The sequence below is a fragment of the Bradyrhizobium sp. HKCCYLS20291 genome, from assembly GCF_051167715.1.
GTDB lineage: Bacteria > Pseudomonadota > Alphaproteobacteria > Rhizobiales > Xanthobacteraceae > Bradyrhizobium.
In genome coordinates this window covers 24,415-39,991 of the sequence record NZ_JBNPTO010000002.1, presented here as the reverse complement: position 1 = coordinate 39,991, position 15,577 = coordinate 24,415, and the positions used below count along the sequence as shown (strand labels likewise).

15 protein-coding genes are annotated in these 15,577 nt (G+C 66.8%); 9 read left to right on the top strand and 6 right to left on the bottom strand.

The window, feature by feature from the left end; all coding sequences use genetic code 11:
* Window positions 1–27: 27 nt before the first annotated feature.
* A complete protein-coding gene (locus ACQR07_RS04215; protein WP_434901102.1) occupies window positions 28–1,731 on the bottom strand; it encodes a caspase family protein in 1,704 nt (567 codons plus the stop codon).
* Window positions 1,732–1,914: 183 nt separating this feature from the next.
* Here ACQR07_RS04215 and ACQR07_RS04210 point away from each other — a divergent pair, with 183 nt between their 5' ends.
* The gene (locus ACQR07_RS04210) at window positions 1,915–2,826 is read left to right on the top strand and encodes an amino acid ABC transporter substrate-binding protein (protein ID WP_434901101.1); all 912 of its coding nucleotides are present in this window, start codon (window positions 1,915–1,917) and stop codon (window positions 2,824–2,826) included.
* 275 nt (window positions 2,827–3,101) lie between these two features.
* Here the strand turns inward: ACQR07_RS04210 and ilvD are convergent, their stop codons facing one another.
* Window positions 3,102–4,940: a dihydroxy-acid dehydratase gene (gene ilvD, locus ACQR07_RS04205; RefSeq protein ID WP_434901100.1), complete on the bottom strand. Its 1,839-nt coding sequence runs from the start codon at window positions 4,938–4,940 to the stop codon at window positions 3,102–3,104.
* 319 nt (window positions 4,941–5,259) lie between these two features.
* Here ilvD and ACQR07_RS04200 point away from each other — a divergent pair, with 319 nt between their 5' ends.
* The 4 genes from ACQR07_RS04200 to ACQR07_RS04185 all read left to right on the top strand — a co-directional run bounded on the left by ACQR07_RS04200 (window position 5,260) and on the right by ACQR07_RS04185 (window position 8,715).
* A complete protein-coding gene (locus ACQR07_RS04200) occupies window positions 5,260–5,622 on the top strand; it encodes a copper resistance CopC family protein (RefSeq protein ID WP_434901099.1) in 363 nt (120 codons plus the stop codon).
* A 6-nt stretch (window positions 5,623–5,628) separates the two neighbouring features.
* Window positions 5,629–7,287 (top strand): copper resistance D family protein, encoded by a 1,659-nt coding sequence (locus ACQR07_RS04195; RefSeq protein WP_434901098.1) that lies wholly within the window; start codon window positions 5,629–5,631, stop codon window positions 7,285–7,287.
* Window positions 7,288–7,447: 160 nt separating this feature from the next.
* Entirely contained in the window at window positions 7,448–7,993 is a 546-nt protein-coding gene (locus tag ACQR07_RS04190) for a hypothetical protein (protein WP_434901097.1), read from the top strand.
* A 44-nt stretch (window positions 7,994–8,037) separates the two neighbouring features.
* Window positions 8,038–8,715 carry an ATP-dependent Clp protease proteolytic subunit gene (locus ACQR07_RS04185; protein ID WP_434901096.1) on the top strand — a complete coding sequence of 226 codons (678 nt, stop codon included), beginning with the start codon at window positions 8,038–8,040 and terminating at the stop codon, window positions 8,713–8,715.
* A gap of 67 nt (window positions 8,716–8,782) precedes the next feature.
* Here the strand turns inward: ACQR07_RS04185 and ACQR07_RS04180 are convergent, their stop codons facing one another.
* Entirely contained in the window at window positions 8,783–9,442 is a 660-nt protein-coding gene (locus tag ACQR07_RS04180) for a helix-turn-helix domain-containing protein (RefSeq protein WP_434901095.1), read from the bottom strand.
* Window positions 9,443–9,607: 165 nt separating this feature from the next.
* Between ACQR07_RS04180 and ACQR07_RS04175 the strand changes: the two genes are divergently transcribed.
* Genes ACQR07_RS04175 through ACQR07_RS04160 form a run of 4 tightly spaced genes read left to right on the top strand, consistent with a single transcriptional unit; the run spans window position 9,608 to window position 13,064 of the window.
* Window positions 9,608–10,366: an ABC transporter substrate-binding protein gene (locus ACQR07_RS04175; RefSeq protein WP_434901094.1), complete on the top strand. Its 759-nt coding sequence runs from the start codon at window positions 9,608–9,610 to the stop codon at window positions 10,364–10,366.
* A 7-nt stretch (window positions 10,367–10,373) separates the two neighbouring features.
* Window positions 10,374–11,027, top strand: coding sequence for an amino acid ABC transporter permease (locus tag ACQR07_RS04170; RefSeq protein WP_434901093.1), 654 nt, complete (start codon window positions 10,374–10,376; stop codon window positions 11,025–11,027).
* Window positions 11,024–11,755, top strand: coding sequence for an amino acid ABC transporter ATP-binding protein (locus tag ACQR07_RS04165; protein WP_434901092.1), 732 nt, complete (start codon window positions 11,024–11,026; stop codon window positions 11,753–11,755). Before ACQR07_RS04170 ends, ACQR07_RS04165 begins: the two co-directional genes overlap by 4 nt.
* A 16-nt stretch (window positions 11,756–11,771) precedes the next feature.
* A complete protein-coding gene (locus tag ACQR07_RS04160) occupies window positions 11,772–13,064 on the top strand; it encodes an NAD(P)/FAD-dependent oxidoreductase (protein ID WP_434901091.1) in 1,293 nt (430 codons plus the stop codon).
* A gap of 46 nt (window positions 13,065–13,110) precedes the next feature.
* On the opposite strand, the gene ACQR07_RS04155 is transcribed toward ACQR07_RS04160, so the two are convergent.
* From ACQR07_RS04155 to ACQR07_RS04145, 3 genes are all read right to left on the bottom strand, one after another.
* On the bottom strand, window positions 13,111–13,890 hold the full coding sequence (locus tag ACQR07_RS04155) for a hypothetical protein (RefSeq protein ID WP_434901090.1): 780 nt from the start codon (window positions 13,888–13,890) through the stop codon (window positions 13,111–13,113).
* Between the two features lie 311 nt (window positions 13,891–14,201).
* Window positions 14,202–14,993: a hypothetical protein gene (locus ACQR07_RS04150; RefSeq protein ID WP_434901089.1), complete on the bottom strand. Its 792-nt coding sequence runs from the start codon at window positions 14,991–14,993 to the stop codon at window positions 14,202–14,204.
* Window positions 14,994–15,023: 30 nt separating this feature from the next.
* Window positions 15,024–15,533, bottom strand: coding sequence for a DUF3455 domain-containing protein (locus ACQR07_RS04145; protein ID WP_434901088.1), 510 nt, complete (start codon window positions 15,531–15,533; stop codon window positions 15,024–15,026).
* Window positions 15,534–15,577 lie beyond the last annotated feature (44 nt).

The following is a 15,577-nucleotide window of genomic DNA, read 5'->3' as shown; positions in this document are numbered from 1 at the left end:
CTGTTGGGCAGTTCGCCGCGTCGCGGCTCACCGTCCTCCGGCCATCATCCGGCTGAGGCAGTTGTTGAACGACATCGTGTCGCCGCCGGCGCCGTTGCGGCCGTATTCCCACTTGCCGGTGGCGGCATCGCAGCGGCCGCCGATCTGGATGGCGCAGCGCTGGCTGATGTTGGTGCAGCGGCCGCCGCCGCTGGCGCGCTTGGTCTCCGGCTCGGAGCGCATCGCCACCGCCGGCTCCTTCTTGCGCGCCGGCTCCTCGCGCCGCGTCGGCTCCTCCGGCCTCTTGGCGACCGGCTCGTCCTTGCGCCGGACGCAGTCGCCGTCGTCGTCGCGGATCTGGCCGGCGGGACAGCTGACGGTGACGCAGCTCTCGCCTTCGGCGCGCTGCCCCTTGCCGCAGACCAGCGGGCAGACGCGGCTCGTCCTGGCCTTCACGGCGTCGAGGGCATCGACGCTGGCAACCTTGATGTCGAACCTGGTGCCCGCCTGCTGGTTGAAGCGCTCCAGCGCTCGCCGCGCATGGCCGTCCCAGCTGCCGGCATTGTCGGCGGTGCCGCAGCCGACCCGGCGCAGTTCGCCGGCGAGCAGGCGCGGCAGATCCGGCGGAGGTGCGGCTGCCGCGGGCTTCTCGGCGGGAGACGGCAACGCCGCGACCACCGTCGGGTCCGATGGCTTGTCCGCACGCTGCGCCGGCTCGGGTGGGCTGCGCGTGACCTCGGTTGCCGGAGGCTCGGGGGCGCGTGCCACCTCGACCGGCTTGTCGCGCGCCGGCTCTGCTCCCTTCGCCCCCGTCCCTGCGGACGAGAGCTTGGCACGCTGCGCCTTGGCAAGCGAGGCATAGAAGCCGGTGGGATATTTCTCGAGGAAGGCGTCGAAAGCGGCCTGGCTGCCGATGCGCTCGGCCAGCTCATAGTCACGTCGCATCGCCGCGTCCGGGTCCATCGCGGCGGTGGCCGCCGGCGCCGCCGGCACCAGCGCGACGTCGTTGCCGCCGAGCGAGCCGTAGACATAGGGCTCCTGGCGATAGCCGGTGGCCTTCAGCACGTCGTCGCGGACGAAGCCGAAGGCGCGGCGCAGATCGAGGCCGGGTTTCGGCAGATGCGTCACCAGCGCCGTCGCGAACGGGCTGTTGCTGGCATCGCCGTCGGCGGCGGTCGAGCCGGCCTTGGCCGAGAACGCGATCATCGTGTTCGGACTCGGCGGCTCGACCTTGGCGAGGCCGCGGCCGATGCTGCGCGAGGCGACGCTGCGCTTCATCGTCTTGGCGAAGGGGTTGTCGCGGCAGGCGTCGAGCACGACGAGGCGCAGCTGCCTGGCCGGCTCGATCGCGAACAGCACGCGCTCCAGCGCAATCGCTTCGTCGAGCACGTCGCTGTCGGCCTCCAGCGAGGCGTCGGTCGGGATCAGATAGTTGACGCCATCGAGCTCGATGCCATGGCCGGCATAGTAGATTACCGCGACTTCGGCCTCACGCGCCCGCGCACCGAACTCGCGCAGTGTCCTGCGCATCTCCTGCACGCCGAGATCCAATTTGACGTCGACGCGCTCGAAGCCGGCGCTGCGGAACATGTCGCCGACCAGCTTCGCATCATTGGCCGGGTTCGATAGCCGGGCGACGGTCTTGTAGGTGGAGTTGCCGATGATCAGCGCGACGCGCTTGTCGGCCCATGCGGCGGTGCTGCCGGCGCCGATGAGAACGAGGACAATGCATAGGTAACGAAATGCCGCCATGACAACCCCAGAGTCGCTGGAGCTTCAGACTATCCGGCGATCACGGCGAAGCAAGGTCGGCGCGATGAGCGGGCCGGGATGACGGGAACCCGAAGGCATGGTTTGATCATCGCGGACGGCGCCGATCTCTGGCGCGGTCCTTGCCTTGCTGAGCCCACTCGCATCACCTCAGAAGAGAAACGAATGACAAGCACACGTCTCGTCGCGTACGCCGCCCTGGTCGCAACCGTGCTGGCATCGCCGGCGTTCGCCGAGGAGCTGACCGGCACCCTGCAGAAGATCAAGGAGACCGGCGCGGTCACCATCGGCTATCGCGAAACCTCGCTGCCGTTCTCCTACATCGACGACAACCAGAAGCCGCTCGGCTTCGCGCTCGACATCTGCAACAAGATCGTCGACGAGATCAAGGCGACGCTCAAGCTCGACAAGCTCGAGGTCAAGCTGACGCCGGTGTCGTCGGCGACGCGCATCCCGTTGATGACCAACGGCACCATCGACCTCGAATGCGCCTCGACCACCAACAACATCGAGCGCCAGCGGCTGGTGTCGTTCTCGCCGACCTATTTCCTCACCGCCAACCGCTTCGTGGCGAAGAGCGCGAGCGGGCTGAAAACGATCGACGATCTCAAGGGCAAGACGGTGGCCTCGACGTCGGGCACCAGCAACATCAAGCAGCTCTATGAGGCCAACACGGCGCGCCAGCTCGGCCTGAACATCCTGACGTCCAAGGACAATGCCGAGGGCTTCCTGATGGTCGAGAACGGCCGCGCCGACGCCTTCGTGATGGACGACATCCTGCTCGCCGGCCTGGTCGCAAGCGCCAAGACGCCGTCCGACTTTGCGATGTCGACCGATCAGTTCTCGATGCCCGAGCCCTACGGCATCATGCTGCGCAAGGACGATCCCGCCTTCAAGGCCGTCGTCGACCGCGCCGCCAGCAAGCTCTACACCAGCCCGGAGATCGCCACGCTCTATGCGAAATGGTTCATGAGCCCGGTGCCGCCGAAGGGCGTCAACTTCAACTTCCCGATGACGCCCGTGCTGAAAAAGGCGTTTGCGCAGCCGAACGACAGCGGGGACCCGAAGGCGTATTGAGGGCGAGATGAGCTATTGCGGCCAAGCCAATCGGCAAACCTTGGCCCACGTGTCGAGACGCGATTAGCTGTTCCGCGGACGGTGCGCTCCCTCTCCCCGTTCTTCACGGGGAGAGGGTCGGGGTGAGGGGCAGACGCACGGGAAGTGTTCGCGGTGAGACCTGTACCTCCTCACCCGGATTGCATCTTCGATGCAATCCGACCTCTCAGCGCGAGCGAAGCTCGTCGCTCCCCCGCAAGCGGGGCGAGGTGCACCGAGCGAGCGGCGCGACTCAACTACTTCACGATCCGCACCGCACCCTTGGCGGCGCTTGACGCGAACGCCGCGTAGGCCTTCAGCGCGGTCGAGACCTTGCGGGCGCGGGTCTTCGGCTTCCAGGCGTGATCGCCCTTAGCCTCCATCGCGGCGCGGCGCTGGGCGAGCTCGGCATCCGACACCGCAAGATGAATGGTGCGGTTGGGGATGTCGATCTCGATGCGGTCGCCTTCCTGCACCAGGCCGATCAGGCCGCCTTCGGCCGCTTCCGGCGAGACGTGGCCGATGGAGAGGCCCGAGGTGCCGCCGGAGAAGCGGCCGTCGGTGATCAGCGCGCAGGCCTTGCCGAGGCCCTTCGACTTCAGATAGCTGGTCGGATACAGCATCTCCTGCATGCCGGGGCCGCCACGCGGACCTTCATAGATGATGACGACGATGTCGCCGGCCTTGATCTTGTTGGTGAGGATGGCTTCGACCGCGGCGTCCTGGCTCTCCATCACGCGCGCGGGACCTGCGAATTTCAGGATCGAGGCATCGACGCCGGCGGTCTTCACGATGCAGCCGTCGACGGCGATGTTGCCGGTCAGCACCGCGAGGCCACCATCCTTGGAGTAGGCGTGGTCGATGTCGCGGATGCAGCCCTTTTCGCGGTCGAGGTCGAGCTCCTGGTAGCGGCGATCCTGGCTGAACGCCACCTGCGTCGGCACGCCGCCGGGCGCGGCCATGTAGAAATTCTTGACGCTCTCGCTCGCCGTGCGCCGGATGTCCCAGCGCTCCAGCGCCGATGCCAGCGACGTCGAATGCACGCTCGGCAATTCGGTGTGGACGAGACCGGCGCGGGCGAGCTCGCCGAGGATGGCGAATACGCCGCCGGCGCGATGCACGTCCTCCATGTGCACGTCGGCCACGGCCGGCGCGACCTTGCACAGGCAGGGCACCTTGCGCGACAGACGATCGATGTCGGTCATGGTGAAGGGGATCTCGCCCTCATGCGCGGCGGCGAGCAGATGCAGCACGGTGTTGGTCGAGCCGCCCATCGCGATGTCCAGGCTCATCGCGTTCTCGAACGCCTTGAAGTTGGCGATGTTGCGCGGAAGCACCGACGCATCGTCCTGCTCGTAGTAGCGGCGGGCGATGTCGACGACGAGGTGACCGGCCTCCACGAACAGGCCGCGGCGGTCGGCATGCGTCGCCAGCACCGAGCCGTTGCCGGGCAGCGACAGGCCGAGCGCCTCGGTCAGGCAGTTCATGGAGTTGGCGGTGAACATGCCGGAGCAGGAGCCGCAGGTCGGACAGGCCGAGCGTTCCATCACCTCGACGTCGGCGTCCGACACCTTGTCGTCGGCGGCCACGATCATCGCATCGATCAGGTCGACCTTGCGCAGCTTGCCCTCGAGGTTGACCTTGCCGGCCTCCATCGGGCCGCCCGAGACGAACACCGCGGGGATGTTGAGCCGCATCGCGGCCATCAGCATGCCCGGGGTGATCTTGTCGCAATTGGAGATGCAGACCATGGCGTCGGCGCAATGCGCGTTGACCATGTATTCGACGCTGTCGGCGATCAGCTCGCGCGACGGCAGGCTGTAGAGCATGCCGTCATGGCCCATTGCGATGCCGTCGTCGACGGCGATGGTGTTCATCTCCTTGGCGACGCCGCCGGCCTTCTCGATCTCGCGCGCGACCAGCTGTCCGAGGTCCTTCAGGTGCACATGGCCGGGGACGAACTGGGTGAAGGAGTTGACGACGGCGATGATCGGCTTGCCGAAATCCTCGCTGGTCATGCCGGTGGCGCGCCACAGGCCGCGGGCGCCGGCCATGTTGCGGCCATGGGTGGAGGTGCGGGAGCGATAGGCGGGCATGACGGGTTCCTCGGGCGTTCCTCAGAGAACGGCAATGTTGGTCCGGGCGGGCAGGCGCCCCCGAACGGGCGGCAATGGACGCGGCGAGGCATACAGCGAAGTGGTTGAGGTTTCGACCCTAAATTTCGCCGCACGGGGATGCCGGGCGGGCAGGGCGGCGCGCTGCGGCAGCGCTTGTGGACGCTGTCCACAGCCCCGCTCACGCGGTTGTGGCTACGTGTGGAACGCCGGCGCGCCGTAGATTAGAACCGTGCCGTTCTTTTCGGACGTAGCTCTCCCGCACGATGCCGTGCCCCGTCAGCCCTGACTGATCGAACCCATGCCGTCTCGTTTCCTTCGCCCGCTGCCGCTGTTCGTCGCGCTTTTGCTCGCCGTTCCCGGCGTCGCCTCCGCCCATGCCGTCATCGTCTCGTCGCAGCCTGCCGCGGGCGCCACCATCGACCAGCAGGCCACCGCGATCCGGCTGCGCTTCAACAGCCGGATCGATCATGCCCGCTCGCGCCTCAAGCTGCGCGCGCCTGACGGTGCCGAGCAGGCGCTGAGCCCGGCTGGGGGCGCGCCGTCGGATGAGCTCGATGCGCAGGCCCGGGTGCTCGGTCCGGGGACGTGGCACCTGCAATGGCAGGTGCTCAGCGTCGACGGCCACATCACCCGCGGCGACATCCCGTTCAACGTGCGTTGAGCGGACATGGCGCTGTTCCTCGACATTTTCGGTTACCTCTCGGTGGTGCTGCGCGGGCTCACCCTGCTCGCGCAGTCCTTCACCATCGGCGGACTGGCGTTTCAGCTGCTGCTGCTGCGTCCGCTGCAGGGCGAGCTGTCCGCCGACGCCATCGTGGTCGGGAAGCGGAGCCAGCTGGTCTTGCGCCGGAGCGCGCTCGCCTGGGGCGCGGCCATCATCGCCGCGCTCGCCGTCAACATGGCCGCGCTGACCGGTACGCTCGACCTGCCGCTGCGCGAGGCCGCAGGCGCCGACTTTGCGCACGCGGGCCTGGCCGTCGCCGCTTGCGCGCTCGGCATCGCGCTGCTGGCCCGCACGGGCACGTGGACGACCTGGCGCGTCGCGGCACTGGTCGCGCTATCAGGCCTTGCGCTGACGATCCAGCTCAATCTCACGCATGCCGCGAGCCGGCTCGAGCTGCGCTGGCCGCTGCTGGCAGCCGACTTCCTGCACATGCTCGGTGCCGGCGTGTGGATCGGCGGCCTGCCGTATTTCCTGATCGCGCTGAACGGCTGCAAGACCGCCGACGACCAGCGCAGCATCGGCCGGCGCTATTCGCTGATGTCGATGGCTTCGGTCGCGGCGATCGTCACGGGCGGCACGGTGATGGCGGTCGTCTATCTCGGCTCGTTCGAGGCCGTCTATGGCACCGCCTATGGCGTGATGACCTCGGCCAAGGTGGCGATGCTGCTGATGCTGCTCGCGCTCGGCGCCGGCAACTATTTTGCCGTGGAGCGGCTGCGCCGCGGCGATCCTGCAGCGCCGCTGTCGCGGATGAAGCGCTTCGTCGAGGTCGAGCTCGGCATCGGGCTCACGGTGCTGCTGACAGCGGGATCGCTGACCTCGCTGCCGCCCGGCATCGATCTCAGCCAGGACCGGCTGAGCTGGCACGAGATCGTCGCGCGCGCCGCGCCGCAATGGCCGCGGCTGACCAGCCCCTCCGTCGACCAGCTGACGGTCTCGCAGCTCCAGGCCAGGATCGACGCCGCCGATGCGCAGCGCGTGACCGCGCCGCCGGCCTATGTGCCGGGCGAGGGCGTGATCCTGCTGCGCAGCGCCGCTGATATCGCCTGGTCGGAATACAACCACCATTGGGCCGGCATCTTCGTCGTGCTGATCGGCGTGCTCGCGCTGATCGAGCGCTTCTCCTGGGGCGGCTTCGCGCGGCACTGGCCGCTGCTGTTCCTGGTGATGGCGGCGTTCCTGTTCCTGCGCGCCGACGAGATGGCCTGGCCGCTCGGTCCGATCGGCTTCTGGGCCTCCTTGCGCGATCCCGAAGTGGCGCAGCACCGGCTGTTCGTGGTGCTGATCATCCTGTTCGGCCTGTTCGAGTGGCGGGTGCGGCTGCGCGGCCAGCAGGCGGGGCGCGCGGCGCTGGTGTTTCCGCTGACGGTCGCCGCCGGCGGCGCGCTGCTGATGACGCATTCGCACGCGATCGCCAACATCAAGGATCAGCTGCTGATCGAGATGAGCCACACGCCGCTGGCCTTGTGCGGCATCACCGCCGGCTGGGCGCGCTGGCTCGAGCTGCGTATGGACGGCCGCATCAGCCGCGCGGCGGCCTGGGTGTGGCCAGTGGCCTTCGTGCTGGTCGGGATGATCCTGCTGGACTATCGCGAGGCGTGAGATGCACGCGCCGAGGCCGCGAAGCGTGCCGATCAGGGGGCGCAATTCTTGCGTGTGCTCGCGATGTATCAATATCGAGATAATTCGTCGACGGGCTTTAGAGAGTTCTTATAAGATTCACCCTTAGGTAGCGAACGCGTTGGTGTCAGGAGAGACCACAATGACGTTCGGCAAACGCCAGTCCGGTGTTGGCGCCTCGGCGCAGACTTTCAGTGCCGAGATGGCGACTACAAGAACCGACGTCGCGACCGAGGACCGTCCAGTCAAGGGCGGTCCGATCCGCTGGGCCATCGCCACGCTGGTCTGCGGCGCGTTCCTCTATGGATTTCTCACGAGCTACGGCCCGGATCTCCGGCGCGATCGGCACCTGGCTGGCACCTGGCAACCAGCCTACGATCTGCGGGCGACGGAGGGAAAATGCAAGCGAACGAACTTCGTGATTACCAACTGCACCGCCACCATCGTCTCCGTTGCCCAGCCTGATCGAGCGCCGATTAAGGTCGATTTCTTCATGCTGTTCGCGGGCGGCGGCGGGGAGGCGATCGTGCCGGTGCGCTCGACGGCCGATCGCGCGGCGGTCTCGATCTCCTACGCGGTGGAAACGAAGCTCTGGAACCGGACGCTGACATTCGTCTTCGGGACGGTCATCCTGGCCCTGATGACTGCAGCTGCGGCGCTCACCTTCTGGAAGACGGTCAATTCCTGACAACGCGGTGCAGGTTCGCTCCTGCTTGGATTGTGTAGGCCACCGTGCCCCTGTTGAAACTACTTGGCATCATCTGCGGCGTCCTGCTGTTCTGGGGTTCCTTCCAATTGCCGTCCGGCTCGGGCGACGTCGCGTCCCGGCAGATCCTGTCGGTCAAGGAAGAGCCTGACCGCATCGTGCTCGGCTGGAGCGGACCGGTGGAGCCGCCGATGAGCGAGCGCGTCGGCGCGGCGCTGGATCGCTATCGGGCCGACCCGCGCCGGCTGGTGCTGCTGCTGAATTCGCCGGGTGGCTCGATCCAGCATGGCCGCGACGTCGTCGCCGTGATCCGCGGACGCGATCGAACGGTCGACACGCTCGTCGAAAGAGCGGGGGTCTGCGCCTCGATGTGTGTGCCGATCTTCCTCGCCGGCGCCAGGCGCATGGCTGACCCCGAAGCCAACTTCATGTTTCACGAGGCCAGCCTGAACAGCAATGCGCGGGATGAGCTGAAGCGCCGGGAGATCGGCGCCGCCGAGGAAGCGGTGTTGTCGACGCTCGTCAAGACCAAGGTCACCGACGAGATGTTCCGTCACGACATGGGCCTTCGCGGCGTCAGCGTGGTCTGGCTTGCCGGCTTGCGGAAGAAGATCGCGGGGCGGGATGTATGGATGAGCGCTCAGCAACTCGTCGATGAGGGCTCCGGCATCGTCGATGGTCTCGTGCGCGCATCGGGGCGATAGCCGCCGCATCCGGTCGCGTTCTTGGTCGGGCTGATGCTGCTGGGATGATCGCGCGGCGTGAGGGCACTCACGTCACGCAGTTCACCCAGAGCACGACGGCCTTGGCGTCGCCGGCTGGATTGGAGAAGCGGTGCGGCCTTCGGCTGGCAAAGCGGAAGCTGTCGCCTTGCTTGAGCGACCAGGTCTCGGCATCTACCGTCAGCATCATCTCGCCTTCGAGCACGAGACCGGCTTCCTCGCCGTCATGCGTGTACAGCTCGTCGCCGGTCGAGCCGCCGGGCTCGAGATGCACCAGGAACAGATTCAGCTTGTTGTCGCCACCGGCGGCGCTGAGCAGCTGCTTGGAGATGCCGGTGCGCCAGAGCTTGAGCTCCGGTCGCTGCGGCGCGCGCGTCACCACGGAATCTGCGGCGGCATCGCCGCCCGGGCTGGAGCCGAACAGCGCCGCGATGCCGACGCCGAGCACGTCGGCAAGCGTCGCCACCACGCGCAGCGACGGTGAGGACAGGCCGCGTTCGATCTGGCTGAGAAAGCCGATCGACAGCGACGTCCTGGCCGAGACGGTTTCGAGCGACAATCGCCTGATGCGCCTGAGATCGCGGATGCGACGGCCGACGGCGACATCCACCGGCGGCTCGGCCGCCTTGGTGGCAGAGCGGGATGGCGCCTTGGCTTTCCCCGCAGGCTTGGATGCGCGGGGTGTGCGCAATCTCTTGCTGCCGCTCACGTCAGACCGCTTCCTTCATGTGCATGAAAACCGCTTGCATGATCCGGCAAAGTATGTCCAAAATTTCATATTGGTGAAAATAGGCTGAAACGGCGCGGCCTGCAACGGCTGCCATCGCGACTGACGAGACGCGCCGCGAGAGCTCGAATCCAACAGGGGGATGCGATGTCGTTGAAGCGTTTTGTCCAGGCCGCGGTGGCGACGCTCGCGCTGGCTGCCGTCGCGCCGGTGTCGGCGCAGCAGGTGCTCAAGGTCGGTTCGACGCCGACCGGCATTCCCTTCACCTTCCTCGACACCAAGACCAACCAGATCCAGGGCGTGATGGTCGATCTCATCACCGAGGTCGGCAAGGACGCCGGCTTCAACGTCCAGATCGAGCCGATGCAATTCTCGACGCTGATCCCGTCCTTGACGTCGAGCAAGATCGACATCATCGCGGCGGCGATGTTCATCACTCCGCCGCGCAAGGAGGTGGTCGATTTCTCCGATCCGATCTACACCTATGGTGAGGGCCTGATCGTACCCAAGACCGACACCAAGGCCTATGCCTCGCAGGAGGATCTCAAGGGCGAGGTGGTCGGCGCCCAGGTCGGCACCGCCTTCGTCGATGCGCTGAAGAAGTCCGGCCTGTTCTCGGACGTGAAGGCCTACGACACCATTCCCGACATCCTGCGCGACGTGAACACGGGTCGCCTCAAGGCCGGCTTCGCCGACTATCCGATCCTGGCCTACAATCTCAAGCAAGGCAGCTTCCCGGAGGCACGGCTCGTCAGCAGCTACAAGCCCGTCACCGTCGGCTCGGTCGGCATCGGCGTGCGCAAGGGCGAGGCCGAGCTGCTCGGCAAGATCAACGCATCGCTAGCCAAGCTGAAGACGAACGGCACCGTCGACAAGATCCTCGACAAATGGGGCCTGAAGGGCTGACCGGGCGATGAGCAGGTTCTGGAACGACGCCGTCGAGTTCTTTCCGATCCTGCTCAACGGCGTGGTGCTGACGATCGTCGTCACCTTGGGATCACTGCTGCTGTCGACCGTGCTCGGGCTGGTCTGGGCGATGATGCGGGTCTCCGGCATCCGCGCCCTGTCGAGCACGAGCGCCGGCCTGATCAACGTGATCCGCGGCATTCCGATCATCGTGCTGCTGTTCTATCTCTACTTCGTGATGCCCGATCTCGGCGTCACCTTGTCGGCGCTGCAGGCCGCCATTCTTGGGCTCGGCATCGCCTATTCGGCCTATCAGGCCGAGAACTTCCGCGCCGGCATCGAGGCGATCGACAAGGGCCAGATCGAGGCGGCGCAGTCGATCGGCATGGGCTGGTGGATGACGATGCGCCGCGTGGTGCTGCCGCAGGCGGTGCGCATCGTGCTGCCGCCCTATGGCAACGTCATGATCATGATGCTGAAGGATTCCTCGCAGGCCTCGACCATCACGGTCGCCGAGCTGGCGCTGCAGGGCAAGCTGATCGCGTCGTCGACCTTCAAGAACTCCAGCGTCTTCACGCTGGTGGCGCTGATGTATCTCACCATGAGCGTGCCGCTGATCCTCCTGGTCCGCCACTTCGAGAAGCGGGCGGCCAAGCGATGATCGAGCTGTCGGACGTCCACAAGAGTTTTGGCAAGGTCGAGGTGCTCAAGGGCATCACGGCGTCGGTCGAGAAGGGCGAGGTGGTCTGCATCATCGGTCCCTCCGGCTCCGGCAAGTCGACGATCCTGCGCTGTATCAACGGGCTGGAGAGCTACGATCGCGGCACGATCAGCGTCGAGGGCCTGCGCGTCGACCGCGATGCGCCGTCGATCGTGTCGATCCGCACCCAGGTCTCGATGGTGTTCCAGCGCTTCAACCTGTTTCCGCACCGCACCGCGCTCGACAACGTCGTCGAAGGCCCGCTCTACGTGAAGAAGGAGCAGCGCACGGCAGCGCTGGAGCGTGGCCGCGCGCTGCTCGCCCAGGTCGGGCTCTCCGACAAGGCCGATGTGCATCCGCCGCAGCTCTCGGGCGGCCAGCAGCAGCGCGTCGCAATTGCGCGCGCGCTCGCGATGCAGCCCAAGGCGATCCTGTTCGACGAGCCGACCTCGGCGCTCGATCCCGAGCTGGTCGGCGACGTGCTCGGCGTGATGCGCAAGCTCGCCGATGACGGCATGACGATGGTCGTCGTCACCCACGAGATCGGCTTTGCCCGCGAGGTCGCCGACCGCGTGCTGTTCATCGATGGCGGCGTCATCGTCGAGCAGGGACCCGCAAAGACCGTGCTCAATCAACCGCAGCACCCGCGTACGCAGGATTTCCTGCGCCGCGTGCTGCATCCGCTGTGATGCAAGCGAGACCGCCATGACCACGTCCGATCGCCTTCCGCTGCCGCCGTCGGTCTACGCCGTGACGGCCGTCGCGCCGGCGGCCACCCCGCCGCTCGACACCGACCGCAGCGTCTCGGTCGCGATCATCGGCGGCGGCTTCACCGGCCTGTCGACGGCGCTGCATCTGGCGGAGCAGGGCACCGACTGCGTGGTGCTCGAGGCGCAGGAGCCGGGCTGGGGCGCCTCCGGCAACAATGGCGGCCACACCAATCCCGGCCTGAAGCATGACCCCGATCAGATCGAGGCCGATTTCGGCGTCGAGCTCGGCCGCCGCATGATCGACTTCGCCTACGGCACCACGAACTTCACCCACGACCTGATCCGCCGTTACCAGATCCCGTGCGAGGCGCGGCAGCAGGGTACGCTGCGCGCCGCCTATCATCCCGCCAGCGCCGCAGGTATCGCGCGCACCGCCGAGCAGTGCATCCGCCGCGGCATGCCGGTCGAGCTGTACGATCGCGACAGGCTGCGCGAGGTCACCGGCAGCGACCGCTATGTCTGCGCCATGTTCGACGCACGCGGCGGCGACCTGCATCCGCTGAACTACGCGCGCGGGCTGGCGCGCGCCGCGATCTCGGCGGGCGCCGCCGTTCACGGCGAGACCCCGGCGCTGTCGCTGCGCCGTGATGGGCTGCGCTGGCGCATCGAAACACCACGTGCCGTCGTCCACGCCGACAAGGTACTGATCGCCACCAACGGCTTCACGGACGATCTCTGGCCGGCGCTGCGCCAGACCGTGATCCCGGTGTTCTCCTCGATCGCAGCCACCGCGCCGCTGCCGGACGAGGTCGCGCGCGCGATCATGCCGACGCGTTCGGTGCTCTATGAGAGCAGCCACATCACCGTCTACTACCGCATCGACCAGAACAACCGCCTGCTGATGGGCGGCCGCGGCCCGATGCGCTGGATCAATTCACCCGGCGATGTCGCTTATCTGATGCGCTATGCCGAACGGCTGTGGCCGCAGCTCAAGGGCGTGGCCTGGACCCATGGCTGGAACAGCCGGCTCGCCATCACCAAGGACCATTATCCGCATGTCCATGAGCCGGCCGAAAGCGTGCTGATCTCGCTCGGCTGCAACGGTCGCGGTGTGGCGCTGTCGACCGCAATGGGCCCGCAATTGGCGCGTCGTCTGATCGGCGGCACGAAGGCTGACATCGACATGCCCGTCACCGGCATCACGCCGATCCCGCTGCATGCCCTCTGGCCCGTCGCCGTGACCAGCGCCGTGATCGCCGGCCGGGTGCGCGACCGGCTGGGGCTCTGACGGCTTCGCCAGCCGCGACGATGCCGCGGGGCCGCCTGCGGCAGGCTCAGGCCGGCTGCGCGCCAGGCCACAGGATCTCGATGTGCTCGTTGTTGAAATTCGGATCGTCGTCGGCGCCTCTGCGCCAGCAGGTCATGCCGTCCGGCAGCGTGTTCATCCGGATGTCCTGGCCATCCGGCACCAATCCGCCCAACGCAAGCAGGTCGATGAAGCGGTTGATGAGGTCGAAGACGGCGTCCCGGTGCTCGGCGCGGACCCGGTGGATGCTGAGGTCCGGACGGCCGAACTTGCGCATACCCCTGGTATGGATCCACTCGGTGCCGTCGGCGTCCTGTGAGATCAGGGTGATGACGTGCTGCCGTGGCGCGCAATGGCCGACGTTGAAAATGCGCGCGCGCCATTCCGCAGGCGTCCACCATTTCAGGATCAGCGGGTCGTAGATCGCGACCCCGCCGGCATCGAGGCAGAAGGTCAGCAGGCCAACCATGTCGCGAAGATAGCCCAATGTCGGGGGATCGCTCACCTCGCCTCTGATGACGAGGCAGAAGTCCTGTGCCGCGACGACCGCCGCCAGATCGGGGTCCTCGGTGGTGAGCCTGGTCCAGGCATGGCCGGTCCGGAAGCGCGTGACCACCGTGGGATTGGCTTCCGGCCCGAAGGCCAGCAGGTCGAAGCCCTCAGGGACGCCGCGCGAACGATAGATGCTTCGGGACAGCGGCCGATCGATGTCCACCCAGCCATAGACGATATACATCAGGCAGGGATTCCTGCCTCCGGCGGCGAAGTAGGGGCGGGGCCAGTCGATGAGGGGGAGGGGAGCGTTCATCCGCCTGGCTCCGACGCCTGCCGAGCCCCGGCCTCCCGGGTTGGCAATATCCAGATTCGATTGGCGGGCGCGACGGCCTGGCCGCCCCGTGGCAGGGCGCCCGGCAACAACAGCGACAGAATCGGGATCGGACGCACGGCTGGCTCTCCGACGGCGGCAAAACGAAAACGGGCCACGCCAATGGCGCAGCCCGCAGATCGTTGGCGATAGCGAAGGCGGAAATGAGATCAATTTCGATTCTCAGACGACCGCCGGCGCCTTTCGGCTTTGCGGCATGATCTGGGCGTCGGACACAACCGGCGCGGATGGGCTCAGGGGTGGCCGACCTGGCTGTCGGGCCAAACGATCTCGATGTGCTCGTTGTTGAAATCGGGATCGTCGCTGCTGCCCTTGCGCCAGCAGGTCGTGCCGGCCGGCAAGGCGTGCATCCGGATTTCCTGACCGTCAGGGACCCGTCCGCCAGAAGCGAGCAACTCGATGAAGCGATTGATGAGCTCGACAATGGACGTGCGATGCTCCGCGCGGACCCGGTGCACGCTGATGTCCGGGCGTCCGAACTTGCGCAGGCCGCGCGTATGATGCCATTCGGTGCCATCGGCATCCTCGGAGACCAGCGTGACGACGTGCTCATGCAGCGCCGACTGGCCGCCATCGAACGCTCGCGCGCGCCACTCCGACGGACGCCACCATTTGAACATCTGTGGGTCGTAAATGGCGACGCCACCGGCATCCAGGCAGAAAGTCAGCAGACCAATGACGTCGCGGAAGTAGTTCAGCGTCGGCGGATCGTCGACCTCGCCTCGAATGACGAGACAGGAATCCTGCGCCGCAATCTGTGCCGCGAGCTCGGAGTCTGTGATTGTTAAACTGTCCCAGAGGAAGCCGCTCCGAAAGCCGCTGACGACTTCAGGATGAACGGTCGGGCTGTAGCCCATGAGCTCGACTCCCTCGGGGATCCCTTCCGTCCGGTAGGCAGTGCGAGACAGCGGCTGCGCGAAATCGACACTGCCGAAGAGCACATAAAACAGGAAGGGATTGTTGCCACCGGCAGCGAATTGCGGTCGCGGCCAGTCTGCCAAGGGCGAGTTCGGCTCGTTCTCCATGCCTCGCCACCTCGTATCCGGTTGTCCAGGTCACTCCTTCTTCAGGAACACATAATCCGCCGCGTAGGCCACACTGCGAAACTGCCCCGCGGTCTCGCATGCCCCCTCGAGCTTGCCGCCTGCGGTGTTGATCCGCTGCACCGTGGTGACGTCGGACAGCACGCCCTGGCCGCCGCGGTGGGAGACGACGGCAAGCTTCAGCCAGGGGATGTCGTTGTCGGTGGCGCCGATCGCCGTGCCCTGCACGCGGCCGCCGACGATCGAGCCGTCCTGGTGCTCCCAGTTCGGCCCGGCGTAGTGGCGGCCGACGGTCTTGCCGTCCGTGAACAGGGTTGCGATCGGCTCGCGGAACGCCCAGGCGAGCTTGCCGTCCGCGGCTGCCTTGCACTCGTAGACCTGCGCACCTTCGGCATGCAGCGTCAGCACCGGCTTCTCACCGGCCGCCACCAGGGCATCGGGGATAGTGGTTTCGGCGGCATCGGCTTGGATGGTCAGGGCGCCCAGCAGCAGCAACAGCGACAAACTCGAGATCACGCGCATGGTCAGGTCCTCGGTCACAGCGGAAAACAAAACGGGCCACGCTG